Source organism: Streptomyces sp. NBC_00286, assembly GCF_036173125.1.
Taxonomy (GTDB): Bacteria; Actinomycetota; Actinomycetes; order Streptomycetales; family Streptomycetaceae; genus Streptomyces.
On sequence record NZ_CP108054.1, the window covers coordinates 3,162,410 to 3,177,836 of the forward strand.

The 15,427-nt window shown below is 70.5% G+C and carries 17 protein-coding genes; 12 read left to right on the forward strand and 5 right to left on the reverse strand.

The features are described from left to right. Positions 1 to 384: 384 nt before the first annotated feature. Positions 385 to 945 (forward strand): hypothetical protein, encoded by a 561-nt coding sequence (locus tag OHT21_RS14135; protein WP_328768632.1) that lies wholly within the window; start codon positions 385 to 387, stop codon positions 943 to 945. Between the two features lie 170 nt (positions 946 to 1,115). Here the strand turns inward: OHT21_RS14135 and OHT21_RS14140 are convergent, their stop codons facing one another. Further along, positions 1,116 to 1,655 carry a potassium transporter TrkG gene (locus OHT21_RS14140; RefSeq protein WP_328768633.1) on the reverse strand — a complete coding sequence of 180 codons (540 nt, stop codon included), beginning with the start codon at positions 1,653 to 1,655 and terminating at the stop codon, positions 1,116 to 1,118. Next, positions 1,547 to 2,254, reverse strand: a complete 708-nt coding sequence (locus OHT21_RS14145; RefSeq protein ID WP_328768634.1) for a potassium transporter TrkG — start codon at positions 2,252 to 2,254, stop codon at positions 1,547 to 1,549. Before OHT21_RS14145 ends, OHT21_RS14140 begins: the two co-directional genes overlap by 109 nt. A gap of 526 nt (positions 2,255 to 2,780) precedes the next feature. Between OHT21_RS14145 and OHT21_RS14150 the strand changes: the two genes are divergently transcribed. The 3 genes from OHT21_RS14150 to OHT21_RS14160 all read left to right on the forward strand — a co-directional run bounded on the left by OHT21_RS14150 (position 2,781) and on the right by OHT21_RS14160 (position 5,316). Then, the gene (locus OHT21_RS14150) at positions 2,781 to 3,170 is read left to right on the forward strand and encodes an AQJ64_40280 family protein (protein ID WP_328768635.1); all 390 of its coding nucleotides are present in this window, start codon (positions 2,781 to 2,783) and stop codon (positions 3,168 to 3,170) included. Between the two features lie 127 nt (positions 3,171 to 3,297). Then, complete coding sequence (locus OHT21_RS14155) at positions 3,298 to 4,035, forward strand: DUF1963 domain-containing protein (protein WP_328768636.1); 738 nt, start codon at positions 3,298 to 3,300, stop codon at positions 4,033 to 4,035. A gap of 387 nt (positions 4,036 to 4,422) precedes the next feature. Continuing rightward, positions 4,423 to 5,316, forward strand: coding sequence for a hypothetical protein (locus tag OHT21_RS14160; RefSeq protein ID WP_328768637.1), 894 nt, complete (start codon positions 4,423 to 4,425; stop codon positions 5,314 to 5,316). On the opposite strand, the gene OHT21_RS14165 is transcribed toward OHT21_RS14160, so the two are convergent. After that, a complete protein-coding gene (locus OHT21_RS14165) occupies positions 5,307 to 5,951 on the reverse strand; it encodes a hypothetical protein (RefSeq protein WP_328768638.1) in 645 nt (214 codons plus the stop codon). The two genes, OHT21_RS14160 and OHT21_RS14165, sit on opposite strands and share 10 nt — an antisense overlap. 254 nt (positions 5,952 to 6,205) lie before the next feature. On the opposite strand from OHT21_RS14165, the gene OHT21_RS14170 reads away from it, so the two are divergent. The 8 genes from OHT21_RS14170 to OHT21_RS14205 all read left to right on the forward strand — a co-directional run bounded on the left by OHT21_RS14170 (position 6,206) and on the right by OHT21_RS14205 (position 13,457). After that, on the forward strand, positions 6,206 to 7,348 hold the full coding sequence (locus OHT21_RS14170; RefSeq protein WP_328768639.1) for a sensor histidine kinase: 1,143 nt from the start codon (positions 6,206 to 6,208) through the stop codon (positions 7,346 to 7,348). A gap of 2 nt (positions 7,349 to 7,350) precedes the next feature. Beyond that, a complete protein-coding gene (locus tag OHT21_RS14175; RefSeq protein ID WP_328768640.1) occupies positions 7,351 to 8,007 on the forward strand; it encodes a response regulator transcription factor in 657 nt (218 codons plus the stop codon). A gap of 177 nt (positions 8,008 to 8,184) precedes the next feature. Further along, the gene (locus OHT21_RS14180; RefSeq protein ID WP_328768641.1) at positions 8,185 to 8,802 is read left to right on the forward strand and encodes a hypothetical protein; all 618 of its coding nucleotides are present in this window, start codon (positions 8,185 to 8,187) and stop codon (positions 8,800 to 8,802) included. 57 nt (positions 8,803 to 8,859) lie between these two features. Then, a complete protein-coding gene (locus tag OHT21_RS14185) occupies positions 8,860 to 9,948 on the forward strand; it encodes an ankyrin repeat domain-containing protein (protein WP_328768642.1) in 1,089 nt (362 codons plus the stop codon). Positions 9,949 to 10,118: 170 nt separating this feature from the next. After that, positions 10,119 to 11,636 (forward strand): alpha-N-arabinofuranosidase, encoded by a 1,518-nt coding sequence (locus tag OHT21_RS14190; protein ID WP_328768644.1) that lies wholly within the window; start codon positions 10,119 to 10,121, stop codon positions 11,634 to 11,636. A 72-nt stretch (positions 11,637 to 11,708) separates the two neighbouring features. Next, on the forward strand, positions 11,709 to 12,773 hold the full coding sequence (locus OHT21_RS14195) for a LacI family DNA-binding transcriptional regulator (protein WP_328768645.1): 1,065 nt from the start codon (positions 11,709 to 11,711) through the stop codon (positions 12,771 to 12,773). Between the two features lie 10 nt (positions 12,774 to 12,783). Beyond that, the gene (locus OHT21_RS14200; protein ID WP_328768646.1) at positions 12,784 to 13,047 is read left to right on the forward strand and encodes a CopG family transcriptional regulator; all 264 of its coding nucleotides are present in this window, start codon (positions 12,784 to 12,786) and stop codon (positions 13,045 to 13,047) included. Then, on the forward strand, positions 13,044 to 13,457 hold the full coding sequence (locus OHT21_RS14205; protein ID WP_328768647.1) for a PIN domain-containing protein: 414 nt from the start codon (positions 13,044 to 13,046) through the stop codon (positions 13,455 to 13,457). The genes OHT21_RS14200 and OHT21_RS14205 overlap by 4 nt, the downstream gene beginning before the upstream one ends. 18 nt (positions 13,458 to 13,475) lie before the next feature. Here the strand turns inward: OHT21_RS14205 and OHT21_RS14210 are convergent, their stop codons facing one another. Both OHT21_RS14210 and OHT21_RS14215 read right to left on the reverse strand, forming a co-directional pair. Beyond that, entirely contained in the window at positions 13,476 to 13,880 is a 405-nt protein-coding gene (locus tag OHT21_RS14210; protein ID WP_328768648.1) for an ArsI/CadI family heavy metal resistance metalloenzyme, read from the reverse strand. 28 nt (positions 13,881 to 13,908) lie between these two features. After that, positions 13,909 to 15,291: an NAD(P)-binding domain-containing protein gene (locus tag OHT21_RS14215; protein WP_328768649.1), complete on the reverse strand. Its 1,383-nt coding sequence runs from the start codon at positions 15,289 to 15,291 to the stop codon at positions 13,909 to 13,911. Positions 15,292 to 15,427 lie beyond the last annotated feature (136 nt).

The window sequence follows — 15,427 nt, forward strand, 5'->3', positions numbered from 1 at the left end:
CCGTCAGGGCACTGACGGCAAATGGGTCGCGGGTGGTGGTCACGGCCGGCAGCGGCAGCACGACCACGCAGGCCTGGAGCTGGACCTCGCAGACGCGGTGAATGTGGCCCTGGCCGAGGAGTACGAGACGGACGCGGTGCTCAGGCTGGACCGCGTGACTTCCGCGCCATGCTGCCTATGACCGGGCACAAGGACGATCTGCAGCGGGAAGGATTTGAGTGGCGGCAGCGCGCGTGGCATCAAGTCCCCTGGGGCGCCCTGGAGTTCACCTGTTCGGGTGATCGCTTCATGTTCGGGGGACAGCTGACGGAAAGGCTGGAAAGGTGCCAACCCGGCAGGGCGTACGGCTAGGGGCATGCAAGTACTGGAGCACCAGGGGCGGAAGTGGCGAAACGCAGGCTCAGCGCGCAGAAGCAGGCGGACCGCGCATTGTGTCCCGTGCAGGTCTCGCACCTGCTCGGCTTGAAGGTCCACGACGTCGCCCGGGCGATGCGCACCCACGGTGTCACACAGCCACTGACGGCGGCGCATGCCCGGCAATGGCGGCAAGAACCAGGAAGCGCTCCGGAATGGCTGACCCCACTCTTCACCGAGGTGGCCGTACGTGCGGCGCAGCTGCAGGTCAGGAGGGAGCGCGGTGCCCTGGAGCAGGAGCACCTCCTGCTGCTCCTGCGGGACACGGTCGAGCGGCGGCTGCTCTCCGGAGAGCCGATCCCCTCGGGCTACGATGCCGAGCTGATCGCCGAGGACATCGCGTTCCGGGCATCGAAGGAACTGGTGCGGTGCTGCGGGCCGCTGTGCGGCGGCCCGGCGGCCGAGATGCTTCTCCCCGTCGAACTGGCGGCGCTGCGCTGGGCCGACGTCGATCCCGACAATCACGACACTTGGGTGGTCCATCGCGGCGACTGCCCCGACGTGGCCGACGAGCCGTTTCCCTGGGGCTGAGCCACCCCAGCACGGATTCGACGGGCGGGCAGTCGGTTCGCCACCTGCTCCGGCCCGGTGTGCCACCGGCGACCGCACCTACCGCACGTGCAGTTCGCCCGTCGCCAGCACTCGGTTGATGAATGATTCAAGCCCCCCGGGGACTCGCACCTGCGACCTGGCCTCAACGGCTACCGGTTCAACCGGACAACGGTGTGGATCACCAACTGCCCGCCCCCGACCGGCGGCTTCCCTCGTTCCCATGTCCCGTGTCCCCCGCCGGGGGCACCCTGTATGAGGTGCCCAAAGACCCCGTGACCAGCGCGTTCGCTGTGTGCGGGGTCTTTGCGTGTGTGGAGTCGTATGTAGCGCTGAGCGGCTCTGTGTCGGCGTCCGTGGACTATTCGTGATACGGGGTTCGCGATGTTGATCGGGCCCACGCGGCCGATCAACATCAAGGCGATGATGGTGAGTTGGCCCGTCGCGGGAAGGTCGGCGGTGATGCCGGTGCTCAGGCCGACCGTGCCGAAGGCGGAGACGGCCTCGAGCAGGGCCGCCTCGGCCAGCACCGCGGTGACGACGAGGAGTACCAGCGTGCCCGACATGACGAGACCCACGCCCATCAGCGCCACGGCCAGCGCCTGACGCAGCGTCGCTGAGGAGGTCCGGCGGCCCATGATGTCCGCGTGGGCGTGCCCGCGGATCTCCGCCAGGATCGCCGCTCCCAGCACCGCGAACGTGGTGACCTTGCTGCCACCGGGGTGCCCGCGCTGCCGCCGCCGATGAACATCAGTACGCAGATGCCCAGCAGCGTGGCGGGTTCCATGGAGCCGGTGCCGACGGTGTTGAAGCCCGCGGTGCGCGCACTGGCCGCGGTGAAGAAGCCGTTGAGCAGTTTGTCCCCCCACTCCATGGGGCCGAGGGTCCCGGGGTTGCTCCACTCCAGCGCGCAGGTCAGCAGGGTGCCGACGGCGAGCAGGATCGCGGAGGTGACGAGGGTGAGGCGGGTGTGCAGGGGCCGCAGGTGCCGGGCTCTGCCCCGTACGGCCGGGCGGCTGCGCAGCAGTTCCAGCAGCACAGGGAAGCCGAGGGCGCCAAGCACGCCCGCGACGGCGATAGGCACAATGATCCAGGGGTCTGTCGCATAGCCGACGAGGTTGTCGTCGCGCAGTCCGAATCCGGCGTTGTTGAAAGCGGAGATCCCGTGGAAGACCCCGTGGTAGAGGGCCACGCCGGCCCCGAGGCCGTAGCCGAAGTGGAAGCGGACCGCGAGTACCGCTGCGGTGGCGAGCTCGATGGCGACGGTGGTGCGGGCGACTCCCAGGACCACCGGCGGATGTCGCCCGCGCCCAGACTCCCCCTTCCGCCTGTGGGGTGAGCTGGGTCCGCATCCGTAGCCGACCGGATACGAGCAGGGCCAGCAGCGAGGCGAGCGTCATGATGCCGAAGCCGCCGACCTGGATCAGGGCGAGGACGACCGCGAAAGCCAAGGCGACGCCGCGGGTGGGGTGGGCGGCCAGCCACAACCACCGAGTCCGCGTCGCCGCAACCACCGCCACCAGCCCCCTCCCCTACCTCGAGGCCGCGGTCCGACAGCGGCTCGTCGCACGACACGGCCAGTGGACACGGCCGCCCCCGGACAGCATCACTGCCGGGATGGGCCTTGAGGAACGCGGCACGTCGTCAAGGAAGCGTAGAGATCGGCGCGGCCGTTTGGTGCCGTGCTCGTTCCGGCTCGAGCAACCCTCGTGAGGGTCAGTCCGTCTTTCCAGATGCCGAGGTCGGGTCAGTGCACTTGCTGATGCTCCGGCTCAGGGCCAGAAGACGATGTGCCGAGTGCTTGGGTGAAGGTGGAGATGACGCGTCTGAACACCGTGGTGACGTGGGTTGACGCACGTGAGGGGTTGCCTCCGAGCGGTGCACCGGTGGCGGCAGCGACCATGGGCCGGTATCCGGTTGACAGCGCCACCGAGTCCGATGCGGCGTTGGGTGAGGAATTTTGGCTCGTAAGGCCAATGGTGTTCAAGAATCGGCACTTCAGTGAGGACGGGGTACAGCACAGGGACTGCTTCGTCGACTCCGACGGGTTTGTCCTTTTCCCCTACGGCCTCGGCTCTGATGAAGGTGAAACCGTGACTCACTGGGCTGAGCTGCCCACCCTGCCGGGCGGGACGACGCACGGCGTTCTCGGGGAAGATGTGCAGCCGGCTCTCCAGAACGCGTGGAGCGCTCGTCCCGCCACCTGACCCACTGGTGTCGGGAAACGCCGCCGGTGCGGGCCGGGTCGGTCGGGGCGGCGGTGGTCGTCAGGTCCGCGATCGGTTCGCTTCATCGTGGCAGGTGGGCATGATCGCCGCTGACATACTCTGCGGCATGGGATCGATGGACCCGTTCCGCAAAGAAGCCCGCAGCCGTGACTTACCGGGGGACGAGGTCGAGCGGTGGCTCGGCACAGTCCGTCCCTGCGCGAAGCTGGGCACCGCTGATGAGGCGCCTCCCGGCAGCCCGTTGGCCGGACGGCTCGGCGGGGTGCCGCCGATGCCCAAGGGCGAACCCGTTCCTCGCCTGCCGTTCCTCGCCTCGGTCGACCTCGCGGCCATCCCGCCCGGCGCGACGGACCTCCCGCTCCCGAAGGACGGCACGCTGCTCTTCTTCGCGTTCACGGAGGACCCGTGGAGCGGCCGCGAATGGTCCCGGCTCGTCTACGTCCCGGTCGGCACGCCCGTCTCCGAACGCGGTCCGGACGGTGAGTACCAGCCTCGGGTCCACCCCACCCAAGATCTCCATCTGATGATCGAGCCCTCGCTGCCCAACCGCGGCTACGAAACCGAGGAGTTCCCGCACGCCGGCGACCTGGGCGAGGTGTGGTGGGAGACCTGCGACGAGATGCAGGCGGACGGATCGGTGCAGGTGGGCGGCTACCCCTGGGTCTGGAACGCGGATCCCACCACGGACTACGACCACGGCCCCGGCGACTGGGTGCTGCTCGCCGAAATCGGCGGCGAGGACCTGACGGAAGGTGACCTGGGAATCGTCGACTGGGTGATCCGCCGAGACGACCTGGCCGCCCGCCGCTTCGACCAGGCCCGGGCCTGCTTCGACATGAGCTGACGCACCCTGTGCTGACGCACCCTGTTGCGGGAACTTGTGACACTTGCACGTGCAAGTGTCACAAGTTCCCGCAACAGCCCCTACCCCCTCAGCCGACCAGGGCCGTTCTCCGCCGAGGGCCTACCGCGATGTGTGAGCGTGTCGGGGGCCGTGCGCGGCAACGGTGTTGATCACTATCGTGGACGGGCGCATGCCGCGAGCGTCGTACGGCGTACGCCTGTTGGGCGGGCGGGAACCGGCCTGGGCGGGGCGGGGAACGGGAGGGGTCATGATGGACGGCGGGACCGCGTCGGTGCGGTGGCGGAACGTGCTGCGTGCGGGAGCGCGGGCCGTGTTGGCGCCGGCTTTGGCCATGCACGCGACAGGCTGCACGCCCCAGGAGTCGATGTGCTCACCGGCTCACCGCCCCGCGACCGGACCAACGGGCGGCTCGCGGTGTCGCTCCTCACCCGCCCGCTGACCAGGCACGGTCCGGTCGACGACGTCCTGCGTCTGCTCGCGCTGGCCTGCCCGGCACCGCTGCACCAGTCCACCCTGGAGAACGTGCTCTCGGCAGTCTCTCCGTACGATCCCTGGGAAGCCGGTCCCCTGGTGGCGGAAGCCGTCGAGTCCCTGCTCGGCTCCGGCGCCCTGCCCCCGGACCCCGGCCTGTCGCGTACGTGGACCATCCACCCGTTGCTCGCCCGCGCCGTGCGGCGACACGACGCCGACACCGCCCGCCAGGAGGATCTCCGCCGGCTGCTCCTGCACACCCTGGCCGCCGTCCCCGCCACGACCGCCCCTCCCCCGCTTCCCGCCACTCAGCCCCTCACCGGTACGTCGGCCGAGCGCCGCGGTCCGGGGCCCGTCGAGCGCGCCGCGGCCTTTGACCTCCAGATCGAACTGGTCACCCGCGTCGGCGTCCAGCCGCTCGCCCCGGACCAAGGCTCGCTACGCGAAGCCCTCACCTCGCTGCACGTTCTCTTCAGCACCACCCGGGAGGTACTCCACCGGGTCGCCGCCGAGACCGCGGCAGGGCTCGTACTGCCTCACATCGCGGCCACCCTGGCGAACGAGCACCTCCGGCCGTTCCTCTCGTACTGGCACCCCGCCCTCCAACAGCACGAGGCCCGACGCCCCGACGGCACCAGTCCTACGGCGCATGAGCACACCTGGGACCGGGCAGCCGAGATGCGCACGGACCTCGACCGGCTGCGTCTTCCCCTCACGCGGATCGCCGCCCGGCTCGCGGAACTGTCCAGTGTCGATCTCCTCGCGGAACTGCCGCCGGATCAGCGATAGGCACCCATCACGCCCGCGGGGTGCTCGTTACCTCCGGCTGTCCGCCACAGTGCGGCCGCGAGCCACATCAGGATGACGCCGACCAGGACGTGCAGCGCACTGGTGAGCAGGGAGTCGGGCAGCGAGGTCAGGAACGCGAACAACGGCAGGACGACGGCGTACCCCCACGAGGGGATCGTCGGCAGGACGTGGGCCCGGACCATCCCGGCTCCGAACAGGGCGCAGCCCACGGCGAAGACCGCGGCGGAGCCGACGAGTGCGGGGATCGTGGGCCCGGTCAGGGTCTCCTCGATGACGGCGTCGTCGAAGTAGAACAGCACGAGGTTCGCGGCGAACGCGGCACCGCCGAACAGGCCGAGCCCGACGAGGTTCACGGCGTGGGCGACCTCCCCGAAGCGCCCGCCGACCGGGCCCTGCCGCCGGTGCAGCGCGGTGAGCAGCGGCAGCGCGAACGCGGTGGAGAGGGCGAGGGGGACGCTCGTCGCGGAAGTCTCCCCGGTGAACGCCTCGACCAGCCCGGGCAGGGCGATCAGCAGGCCGGACAGCAGCCCGCACAGGGCGCCGGCACGAAACGTAAATGCCGATGCCGGTGACGATGCCGACGTCGATGTCGGTGAGGTGATGGATGAGGACATGAGGCCGCTCCGGGTTCTCGGTCTGGCTCGGACAGTGGGTCAGGGCCGTCACCGTAGGGAGCGGCGAGCAGGTGGCGGGAGGTGCGGGAAGTCGGCTGTCGGCAGCCGGAAGTCACCGTTCTACGGGCCGTGTTGTGCCGTTCGGCATGTGCCGATCGGCCCGAACCGGCTGGAGTTTCGCGCCGGTGTCTCTCGGCGGTCGTGTTCCGCTTGGGCGGCGCTTAGCCTGGCTGCAGCGGGTTGAGGGGGTGCGCATGGTGGCGTATGGGCCCGTGCGGTGGGTGGCGCCGCTGCTGTACGGCGCGGTGCTCGTCGGCGGTGTGTACTACGCGGTGGCCGGCCTGGGCGACGGCCCTGCACCGGCGGCCTGGCGGGTGTCGGGTTTTGTGGCCGCGATCGGGGCGCTGTTCGCTCTGGAAGCGGCGGGACGCCGCTGGCCCGCGGCGCGGGTGCCGCTGTTGCTGGCCCGGTGCGGGCTGATCGGCACAGTGGTGTTCCTCGACGCCTCGGGCCTGTCCCAAGTGCTGTTCGTGCTGCTGCCGTTCACGGCCTACTTCGCCTTCGGCCGGACGACGGCGATCGCGCTGGGCGCGCTGTGCCTGGCCGGGCCGCTCATCGCGTACGTGCTGACCGCACCCGGCTGGTACCGCGATCTGGAGCGCGTGTCCGACCTGCTGATGCTCTCCGTGGGCCTGGTGCTGGCGATCTCGATGGCCGCCGTGGCCGTCGGCGAACAGCGCGCCCGGCGCGAACTGGAGGCCTACGCCGCGCAGGTCGCCGAGCTGTCCGCCGCCGCCGAGCGCAATCGGCTGGCCCGGGACATCCACGACAGCCTCGGCCACCATCTCACCGCGATGTCCGTCCAGTTGGAGATGGCCTCGGACTTCCGGGACCTGGACCCCGAGGCGGCCCAGCGGGCCCTGAACGAGGCGAGGCATTCGGTGCGACTCGCGCTGGGCGACGTCCGGCAGTCGGTCCGCGCGCTGCGGGACGAGACGGCGCACCCCACGCTCACGGCCGCGCTGGCCGGCCTGGCACACAGCGGCGCGGCATCGCCGCGGGTCACCGTCGAGGTGAGCGGCGACGAGGACGGCTACGGCACGGCCGAGCTGACCGCCCTGTACCGGGCCGCGCAGGAGGGCGTGACCAACGCGCGCCGCCATGCGCGGGCCACGCGGGTGACGGTGGCCGTCCGCCTGGCCGAGGACGCCGCGCGGCTGGAAGTGACCGACGACGGCCGCGGCTTCGCGCGGGACGCGACCGTCACCGGGTTCGGGCTGCTCGGGATGAGGGAGCGGGTGCACCTGGTGGCGGGGAGCATGGACATCGACAGCGGCCCGGACTCCGGCACCCGGCTGACGGTGACCGTTCCGCGCGGGAAGACGGGGGAAAGATGACCATGGACGATCAGGAGCCGGTGCCGCCGGTACGGGTGCTGGTGGTGGACGACCAGCGGCTCATCCGGGACGGCATCGCCTCCCTGCTCTCCATCCGGCCGGGCATCGTGGTCATCGGCACGGCCGTGGACGGCCGGGACGCCGTGGCGAAAACGCTCGAACTGGGCCCGGACGTCGTGCTCATGGATGTACGGATGCCGGAGATGGACGGGGTCGAAGCGGTGGCCGTCCTGCGGGGCCGGGCGCCGGAGTGCAGGGTGGTGATGCTGACGACGTTCGACGACGAGGAGTACGTCGTACAGGCGCTGCGGGCCGGCGCCCACGGCTACCTGCTGAAGGACCTGCCGGCCGAGGAACTCGCGCACGCGGTCCGCCTGGCACACGCGGGCGTCACCCAGCTCGACTCCTCGGTGGCCCGCCACCTCACCGCCGCTCTTCCGACGCCACGCCCCACCGAGTCCCCGGCTGTCGTCCTGAGCCCGCGCGAGACGGACATCCTGCGGCTCGTGGCACAGGGCCACACCAACCGGGAGATCGCCGCGCGGCTGTACCTCAGCGAGGGCACGGTCAAGAACCACGTCTCCCGCATCCTCACCCGCCTCTCCCTGCGCGACCGCACCCAGGCGGCACTCCGCGCCCGGGACCTGGGCCTGCTGTGAGGCCCTGGCCTGCCCCGGCCTGCACAGAAGCGGCGCGGATCGCAAAGGCTGACGGGCTCGGCCGGAGCCCACCTGAGGGAGGCGACGCCGGGTGAATCTGTGTCCGGCCACGGGGCCGAACGCCCCGGAGCAATCAGTGGCCGAGGCGATGTCAGACCCCTCTGCCACGATCGGCGCATGGGATTCTTCGATGATCTGGTCTTGCCGGAGGAGCCGGTCGCTGAGCGGGCCGTGTTGGTCCGGCTGGGACCGCCGGGGGAAGACGACGGGAAGTACGAGCCGCCCGTCGACAGGTTTGCGCCGGTGCTGCTGTCGCAGCTCGGGGTGGCCGGGGCCGGTCCGGACACGCGGGTGCTGCTGACGGGGTGGTCGCTGTGGCCGCGTACGGCCACCTTGCATCTGTCGGTCTTCCGCAAGACCCGCTGGCAGAGCCAGGACTCGCGTCGGCAGTCCGGGCTGCGGGTCGGCCTGCTGTTCTCCGACGGCCGCCGGGTGACCTCGTTGGACGGCACGGTGCAGCGGGGGGTGCAGTACACGACGCCCTCGGGGCGGGTGGCCGAGGCGTCGACGCGGCAGGCGGTCGGGCTGATTCCGCTGGATCCGCGGCTGCACCAGTCACGCGGGGCCCGCTGGTCCCTCTTCAAAACCGACGTCGACCTGTATCTGGCGGAACTCCCACCGCCCGGTGAGGCCCAGTTGGTCGTCGAGTGGCCGGACGAGGGCATATCCGAGACGCGCACCCCGATCGACGTGGCGGCACTGCATGCCGCGTCGGCACGGTCACTCGAGGTCTGACCGGGGATCGGGCCACCCGATCCGTCGGAGCAGCCCAGTTCCTTCGCGGTCCTGGGGATGAGCGGGCCGCCCGACTTTCTGGCGCCGCCGCTGTCCCGGCGCCAGCGCGAGATGCTGCGCCGTCAGGAGGAAGAGCGCCTGCGCTACGTGCCGCGGGCCGACTGGGAGCACATCGGTTACCGCGACTGGGGAGACGCGGCGCTGATCAGGGCCCGGCTCGACGGGGGTGCGCCACCCGACGCCGTCATCAGATGGCCCGGCACCACCCCACTGCACCTGGCGGCGGAACAAGGATCGGCGGAGGCGGTGGCCGCGCTCCTGTCGCACCACGCGGAGCCCGACGCGCGCGACGAAGAGGAGCACACACCGCTGTGGTACGCCGCCTGTAACGCGGACGAGGGCAGCGTCCGCGCGCTGATCGACGCCGGGGCCGATGTGTGGACGCCACAGACAGGGCCCTGGTCACCGGGCCGGCTGCTGCTGACCACGCCGCTCGCGCCGCTCGTCGCCGGCCTGCCGGGGGCAGTGGAGCTGCCCGCCGAGGAGGCCGCCGCCTTCCGGGCGGCGGACGCGCTCATAGCGGCCTTCGGCGACCAGGAAATGTGGACGGAAGGGCTTGGCATCGCCTTCGTGCGAGGGCTGAGCGAGGACGAGGTGATCCGACGGCTGGGCGCCGATCCCGCGCAGTGCCCGAGAGCAGAGCTCGAGGACGCGCCCTTCGACCTGAACGAGTACGACGAGTCCCTCCGCTATGTGGGCGTGACAAGCGTGCCCGGCGACCCCGGCGGCTGCGTGATCACACAGGAGGGTTACACGCCGAGCGACGACGCCGTGCTGCGGGCGATCACGGCGGACACCAGCGCGTACGGCATCTGCTTCAACGCCAAGGGCGGGACGTTCGGCACCCTGGCCCGCGACGGAGAGGTCGTCGAGAGCGAGGAGATCGGCCTCCCGCCGTACGAGCCGGATCCACCCGCCCACTGGCACTTCCGCTTCTGGCAGCGCAAGCACCCCTTCCCCCACGACGCCGACACCTTCGCCTATGCCTGCGCCGCGGCCGGCCTGCGGATCAGCGACGGCCGGAAAGCGGCAGACCGCCGCGCCCCACGCCGCTGGGTGCCACTGCCTGCGGGGCTTCAGCGCTGAGTGACTTCCTTCAGTCGTTGCTCACGCTCGCGTCGGAATCCGTCGCGCCGCCACGACGACGTGACGCCCAGACAGTTCCCGCACCTCTCTTGACACTCATGCCGCACAGGAGGCAGCTTTTTATCGATACAAACTTACCCAGCGCCCACCATCCCCCCGGGAGTACCCCCGTGGCCAACGCCACCGCGATCATCAACCTCGACATCGAGGGCCCGAAGATCAACCGTCATGTCTACGGTCACTTCGCCGAGCACCTCGGCCGCTGTATCTACGGCGGCTTCTGGGTCGGCGAGGACTCGACGATTCCCAACGAGGGCGGTATCCGTCTCGACGTCGTCGAGGCCCTGCGCGCTCTGAACATCCCCAACCTGCGCTGGCCGGGCGGCTGTTTCGCCGACGAGTACCACTGGAAGGACGGCATCGGCCCGCGGGACCAGCGGCCCCGCATGGTGAACACGCACTGGGGCAACGTCGAGGAGAACAACCACTTCGGCACCCACGAGTTCATGGCCCTGTGCGAACTGCTCGACGCCGAGCCGTACATCAGCGGAAACGTCGGCAGCGGCACCGTGCAGGAGATGAGCGAGTGGGTCGAGTACCTGACCCGTGACGGCGACAGCCCCATGGTGCGGCTGCGCAAGGCCAACGGCCGCGAGGAGCCGTGGCGCGTGAAGTTCTGGGGTATCGGCAACGAGACCTGGGGCTGCGGCGGCAACATGCGCGCCGAGTACTCCGCGGACCTGGCCCGGCAGTACGCCACGTACTGCCGCGATCATGGCGACAACAAGCTGTACCGCATCGCCTCGGGCGCGTCCGGCGACGACTACCAGTGGACCCGGACGCTGATGGAGCAGATCAACTGCTTCGGCTGCGAAGCCACCCCGCGCACCTTCTTCCAGGGAATCTCCGTCCACCACTACACGATGACCGGGTCCTGGGAGGCGAAGGGCAGCGCCACCGGCTTCGACACGGACGACTACTACCGGACGATGCTCTCCGCCCGGCAGATCGACCGCATCCTCACCGGCCACTCCACCGTCATGGACATCTACGACCCTGGCCGAAAGGTCGGCCTCGTCCTGGACGAGTGGGGCACCTGGTGGGACGTCGAGCCGGGCACCAACCCGGGCTTCCTGTTCCAGCAGAACACCATGCGTGACGCGCTCGTGGCGGGCACGCACTTCGACATCTTCCACCGGCATGCCGAGCGCCTGTACATGGCGAACATCGCCCAGACCGTCAACGTCCTTCAGGCGATGGTCCTCACCGAAGGCGACGCCCTGGTCCTCACTCCGACCTACCACGTGTTCGAGATGAACAAGGGGCACCAGGACGCCGCTTCGCTCGGCGTCCATCTGCGTACGGAGGACGCCCGCCGCCCGGTCGGGGACGCCGAGTTGGAGACCCTGTCCGCCTCGGCCAGCGTCAAGGACGGAACGGTACTGATCTCGCTGTCCAACCTCGACGCCGAGGAGCCCGCCGAGGTGACGCTCGACCTGCGCGGCCGCTCCGTCGGGGAGGCGACCGCCCGCATCCTGACGGCCGACCGGCTCCAGGACCACAACACCGCGGAGGCGCCGGAAGCGGTCTGCCCACGCCCGTACGACTCTCTGAAGGTCACCGACGGGGGTCTCACGCTGACGCTGCCGCCCCACTCGTTCCTCACCGTCCAGGCTCCGCTGGTCTGACCCCGGCGGCGAGTGACCAGGTCTGCGGTGTAATGGGGCCCGGTGGGGGCGTACCGCAGACCTGGGGTGAGCGTGGCAACGATTCAGGACGTGGCGAAGGCGGCCGGAGTCTCGGCGATGACCGTCTCCAACGTCATCAACGACCATCCCAATGTGCGCAAGGCGACGCGGGACAAGGTCCTCGCCGCGATGGCCCGGCTCGACTACCGCGTCAACGTCGCGGCCCGCAATCTGCGCAAGGGCCGCACCGGCACGGTCGGTCTGGCCGTCCCAGAGGTGAACAGCCCCTACTACGGTCGCCTGGCCGCCGCCATCATCACCGCCGCCGAGCGGCACAGCCTGCGGGTGTGCATCGAGCAGACCGGCGCCTCGCGGGAGAACGAACTGGACGCGCTGTCCCTGTCGCGCAACCGGCTCTACGACGGGCTCATCCTCAGCACGGTCGGCATGGGACCGGCCGATGTCGAACTGCTCAAGGTGGACTACCCGGTGGTCATCCTGGGCGAGCGGATCTTCGGCGGTCCCGTCGACCACGTGGCCATGCCGAACGTCGACGCGTCGGAGGCGGCCACCCGCCATCTGATCGAGCGGGGCTGCCGCCGCATCGCGATCGTGAGGGGGCCGGGGGGAGACTCGGGGGAAGGGGAAGAGGAAGTCGATGTGTCCAGCCTCCGCTTCACGGGCCATCAGCGGGCGCTGCGGAGCGCCGGCCTGCCCGCGGACCCCGGCCTCGTACAGAGCCTGGAGACGCTCACGATGCGCGCGGGTGCGCTGTGTGCGCGGGAGATGGTGCGGAGTGGGCTCGACTTCGACGGGGTGTTCTGCGTGACGGACACCGTGGCGATGGGCGTACTGCGCGGGCTGGCCGACACCGGCGTGCGGGTGCCGGAGCAGGTGAAGGTGATCGGCTTCGACAACGTCCAGGAGAGCGAGTTCCTGATCCCCTCGCTGTCCACGATCGATCCGGACCACGACACGATGGCACGACGAGCGGTCGAGCTGCTGGCCGGCCGGATCGAGCAGACGGAGCCCGGGGAGCCGGGGGCGGGCCGCGAGGAGTTCGTGAGCCACTTCTCCGTGGTGGTACGGGAGTCGACGGGCGGCAACAACCCGACCGAGTGGGAGGATAGAAGGTAGGATTGGTGGCATGAGTGAGCCTACCGGGAAGTATTCGATCACCATGCCGCGCGACATCGCCGAAGCCGCCAAGGCCCGCGGCGGGCCCTCTGGCATGTCCGCCTACGTTGCCGCCGCCGTCGCCCGCCAGATCGAACGCGACAACCTCAACGAACTCATCCAGGTCGCCGAGGCCGAGCACGGACCCATCACGGACGAAGAGGTCCAGGCTCTGCGTGACCAGCTCCACCAGGCCCGGCGGCAGCAGACACAAGGTGGGGCGAACGCCGCGTGACCCGGTCCCCTGCCGTTCCCGGCGGCACCCTTGTCCTCGACAGCGAAGGCTTGGCCAAGGCCGTGCTACGCGATCGCACAGTCACCGGCTGGCTCGCCCTCGCACGCGCCGACGACCTACGGGTGATCACGTCCGCGGCCACACTGGTCGAGGTGATACACCCTCGGATCAACCGGCCGGCCTTGGAATGGACGCTGTCCCGCCTCGTCGTCGAACCGGTCACCGAGCCGATCGCCCGCCACGCGGCCGCCCTCCTCGCCGACGCCGGACTGCACGGCCACAAGTACGCCATCGACGCAATGCTCAGCGCGACCGCCCTGGCCGCCCCGGGCCCCGTCACGATCCTCAGCTCCGACCCCGAGGACCTCACCTCCCTGTGCGGCGCACGCGTAACGGTGATCAAGATCTGACTCTGACGCTAAAGGCGATCAAGGCCGGTCCGTGACCTGCTTGGCCAGAGAGCCGGCGTCCGCCTTGACCACGTACACCTCCCAGGGTTCCTGGCCGGGGCCGTGGACCCAGACCTTGTCCTGGAGGGCGTAGCAGCAGGTGGTGTCGTTCTCCTCGGCGGTGGGCAGGCCCGCCTCGCTCAGGCGGGCGGTGGCGGCGTGGACCGCTTCGGTCGTCTCGACCTCGACGCCGAGGTGGTCCATGCGGGTCGCCTCGCCCGCCGTTCCTTCGATCAGGACGAGCTTGAGCGGGGGCTCGGCGATGGCGAAGTTGGCGTAGCCGTCGCGGAGTTTGGCGGGCTCGGTGCCGAAGAGCTTGCTGTAGAAGGCGACGGATTCGGCGAGGTCGGGGACACGGAGGGCGAGCTGTACGCGGGACGTCATGACGAACCTCCTGGCGTGGGCGGGGAGTTCAGCAGCCACCGGTGGTTGCGGCCGGGGCGCCGAGGCCGATCTGGAGGGTGGCGGGGGCCGGGGCGCAGCAGCCGCCGCCGGACTGTTCGGTGTTCTCCGGCTCGTCGAAGAGGCCCGCGCCACCGCACACTCCGGTCTCGGGGAGGGTGAGTTCGACGCGCTCGGCGGCCTCCTGGTCGCCGGCGATGGACGCCGCGATGGAGCGGACCTGCTCGTAGCCGGTCATCGCGAGAAACGTGGGGGCACGGCCGTACGACTTCATCCCGACCAGGTAGACGCCCTGGTCCGGGTGGGAGAGCTCGCGCACCCCGTGTGGGTAGACCGTGCCGCAGGAGTGGACGTTCGGGTCGATCAGCGGGGCGAGGGCGGTCGGGGCCTGGAGGCGTTCGTCGAGGCCGAGGCGGACCTCGGAGAGGAAGGAGAGGTCGGGGCGGAAGCCGGTCAGGACGATCACCTCGTCGACCGGGTCGAGACGGCGGCCGTCCTCGGCGACGAGGACGAGCCGGTCGTCCTCCCGCTCCACGGCCTGCGTACGGAATCCCGTGGCCGCGCTCGCGTGGCCGGCCTCCACCGCCGCCTTGGCGCGCAGGCCGAGGGCGCCGCGAGCGGGGAGTTCGTCGGCCTCGCCGCCGCCGTACGTGCTCGCGCTGAGGCCCCGGCGCAGGATCCACACCGCATGTGTCCCCGCCTCCTCGCCGGCCAGGTCGGCAAGGAGGGCGAGCGCGGTGAAGGCCGAGGCACCGGAGCCGATGACGGCGGTGCGCTTGCCCGCGTAACGGGTGCGTACGGATGGGTCGTTGAGGTCCGGGACTCGGTACGAGATGCGGTCGGCGGCCGCCTTCTCGCCGAGGGCGGGCAGGCCGTTCGCGCCGACGGGGCTCGGGACCGCCCAGGTGCCGGAAGCGTCGATGACGGCGCGGGCGGTGAGCCGCGCCTCGGCGCCGTCGGCGGCCCGGACGTGCACCGTGTACGGCTGCTCGTCGCGGCCCGCGTCGACGATGCGGTCCCGGCCGGCCCGGGCGACGCCGGTCACCGTGGCGCCGTAACGGACCCTGTCGCCCAGGAGGTCGGCGAGCGGCTGGAGGTAGCGCTCGGCCCAGTCGCCGCCGGTCGGGTAGGCCGCGGCGTCGGGGCGGACCCAGCCGGTCGGGGCGAGCAGCTTCTCGGCGGCCGGGTCGACGAGTTCGCCCCAGGTCGAGAAGAGCCGCACGTGCGACCACTCCCGTACGGCACTTGCCGCGGCGGGGCCGGCTTCCAGGACGAGGGGTTCGATGCCGCGCTCCACGAGGTGGGCGGCGGCGGCCAGGCCGATGGGGCCGGCGCCGATGATCGCGACGGGCAGCTGGTCGGCGCTTGGCGCGTTGCTGGTGGGCGCAGGCACGGGGTTCCCCTATATCGATAGGTGTCAATCTCTTGTGCCCAGCATGGCACCGGGTTCGATGAGCGTCAACATAGACAGCCATCGAAGCAGTGCCACCGGAGGGCCGGATCGAAGCTGCGAGTCCGTCGTGGCTTGT

What these genes read in the sequence shown, in the direction of transcription:
- OHT21_RS14170 (WP_328768639.1), top strand. Translation starts at nt 6,206, where the DNA reads ATGGTGGCGTATGGGCCCGTGCGGTGGGTGGCGCCGCTGCTGTACGGC.
- OHT21_RS14175 (WP_328768640.1), top strand. Translation starts at nt 7,351, where the DNA reads ATGGACGATCAGGAGCCGGTGCCGCCGGTACGGGTGCTGGTGGTGGAC.
- OHT21_RS14200 (WP_328768646.1), top strand. Translation starts at nt 12,784, where the DNA reads ATGAGTGAGCCTACCGGGAAGTATTCGATCACCATGCCGCGCGACATC.
- OHT21_RS14150 (WP_328768635.1), top strand. Translation starts at nt 2,781, where the DNA reads ATGACGCGTCTGAACACCGTGGTGACGTGGGTTGACGCACGTGAGGGG.
- OHT21_RS14180 (WP_328768641.1), top strand. Translation starts at nt 8,185, where the DNA reads ATGGGATTCTTCGATGATCTGGTCTTGCCGGAGGAGCCGGTCGCTGAG.
- OHT21_RS14155 (WP_328768636.1), top strand. Translation starts at nt 3,298, where the DNA reads ATGGGATCGATGGACCCGTTCCGCAAAGAAGCCCGCAGCCGTGACTTA.
- OHT21_RS14185 (WP_328768642.1), top strand. Translation starts at nt 8,860, where the DNA reads ATGAGCGGGCCGCCCGACTTTCTGGCGCCGCCGCTGTCCCGGCGCCAG.
- OHT21_RS14165 (WP_328768638.1), bottom strand. Translation starts at nt 5,951, where the DNA reads ATGTCCTCATCCATCACCTCACCGACATCGACGTCGGCATCGTCACCG.
- OHT21_RS14210 (WP_328768648.1), bottom strand. Translation starts at nt 13,880, where the DNA reads ATGACGTCCCGCGTACAGCTCGCCCTCCGTGTCCCCGACCTCGCCGAA.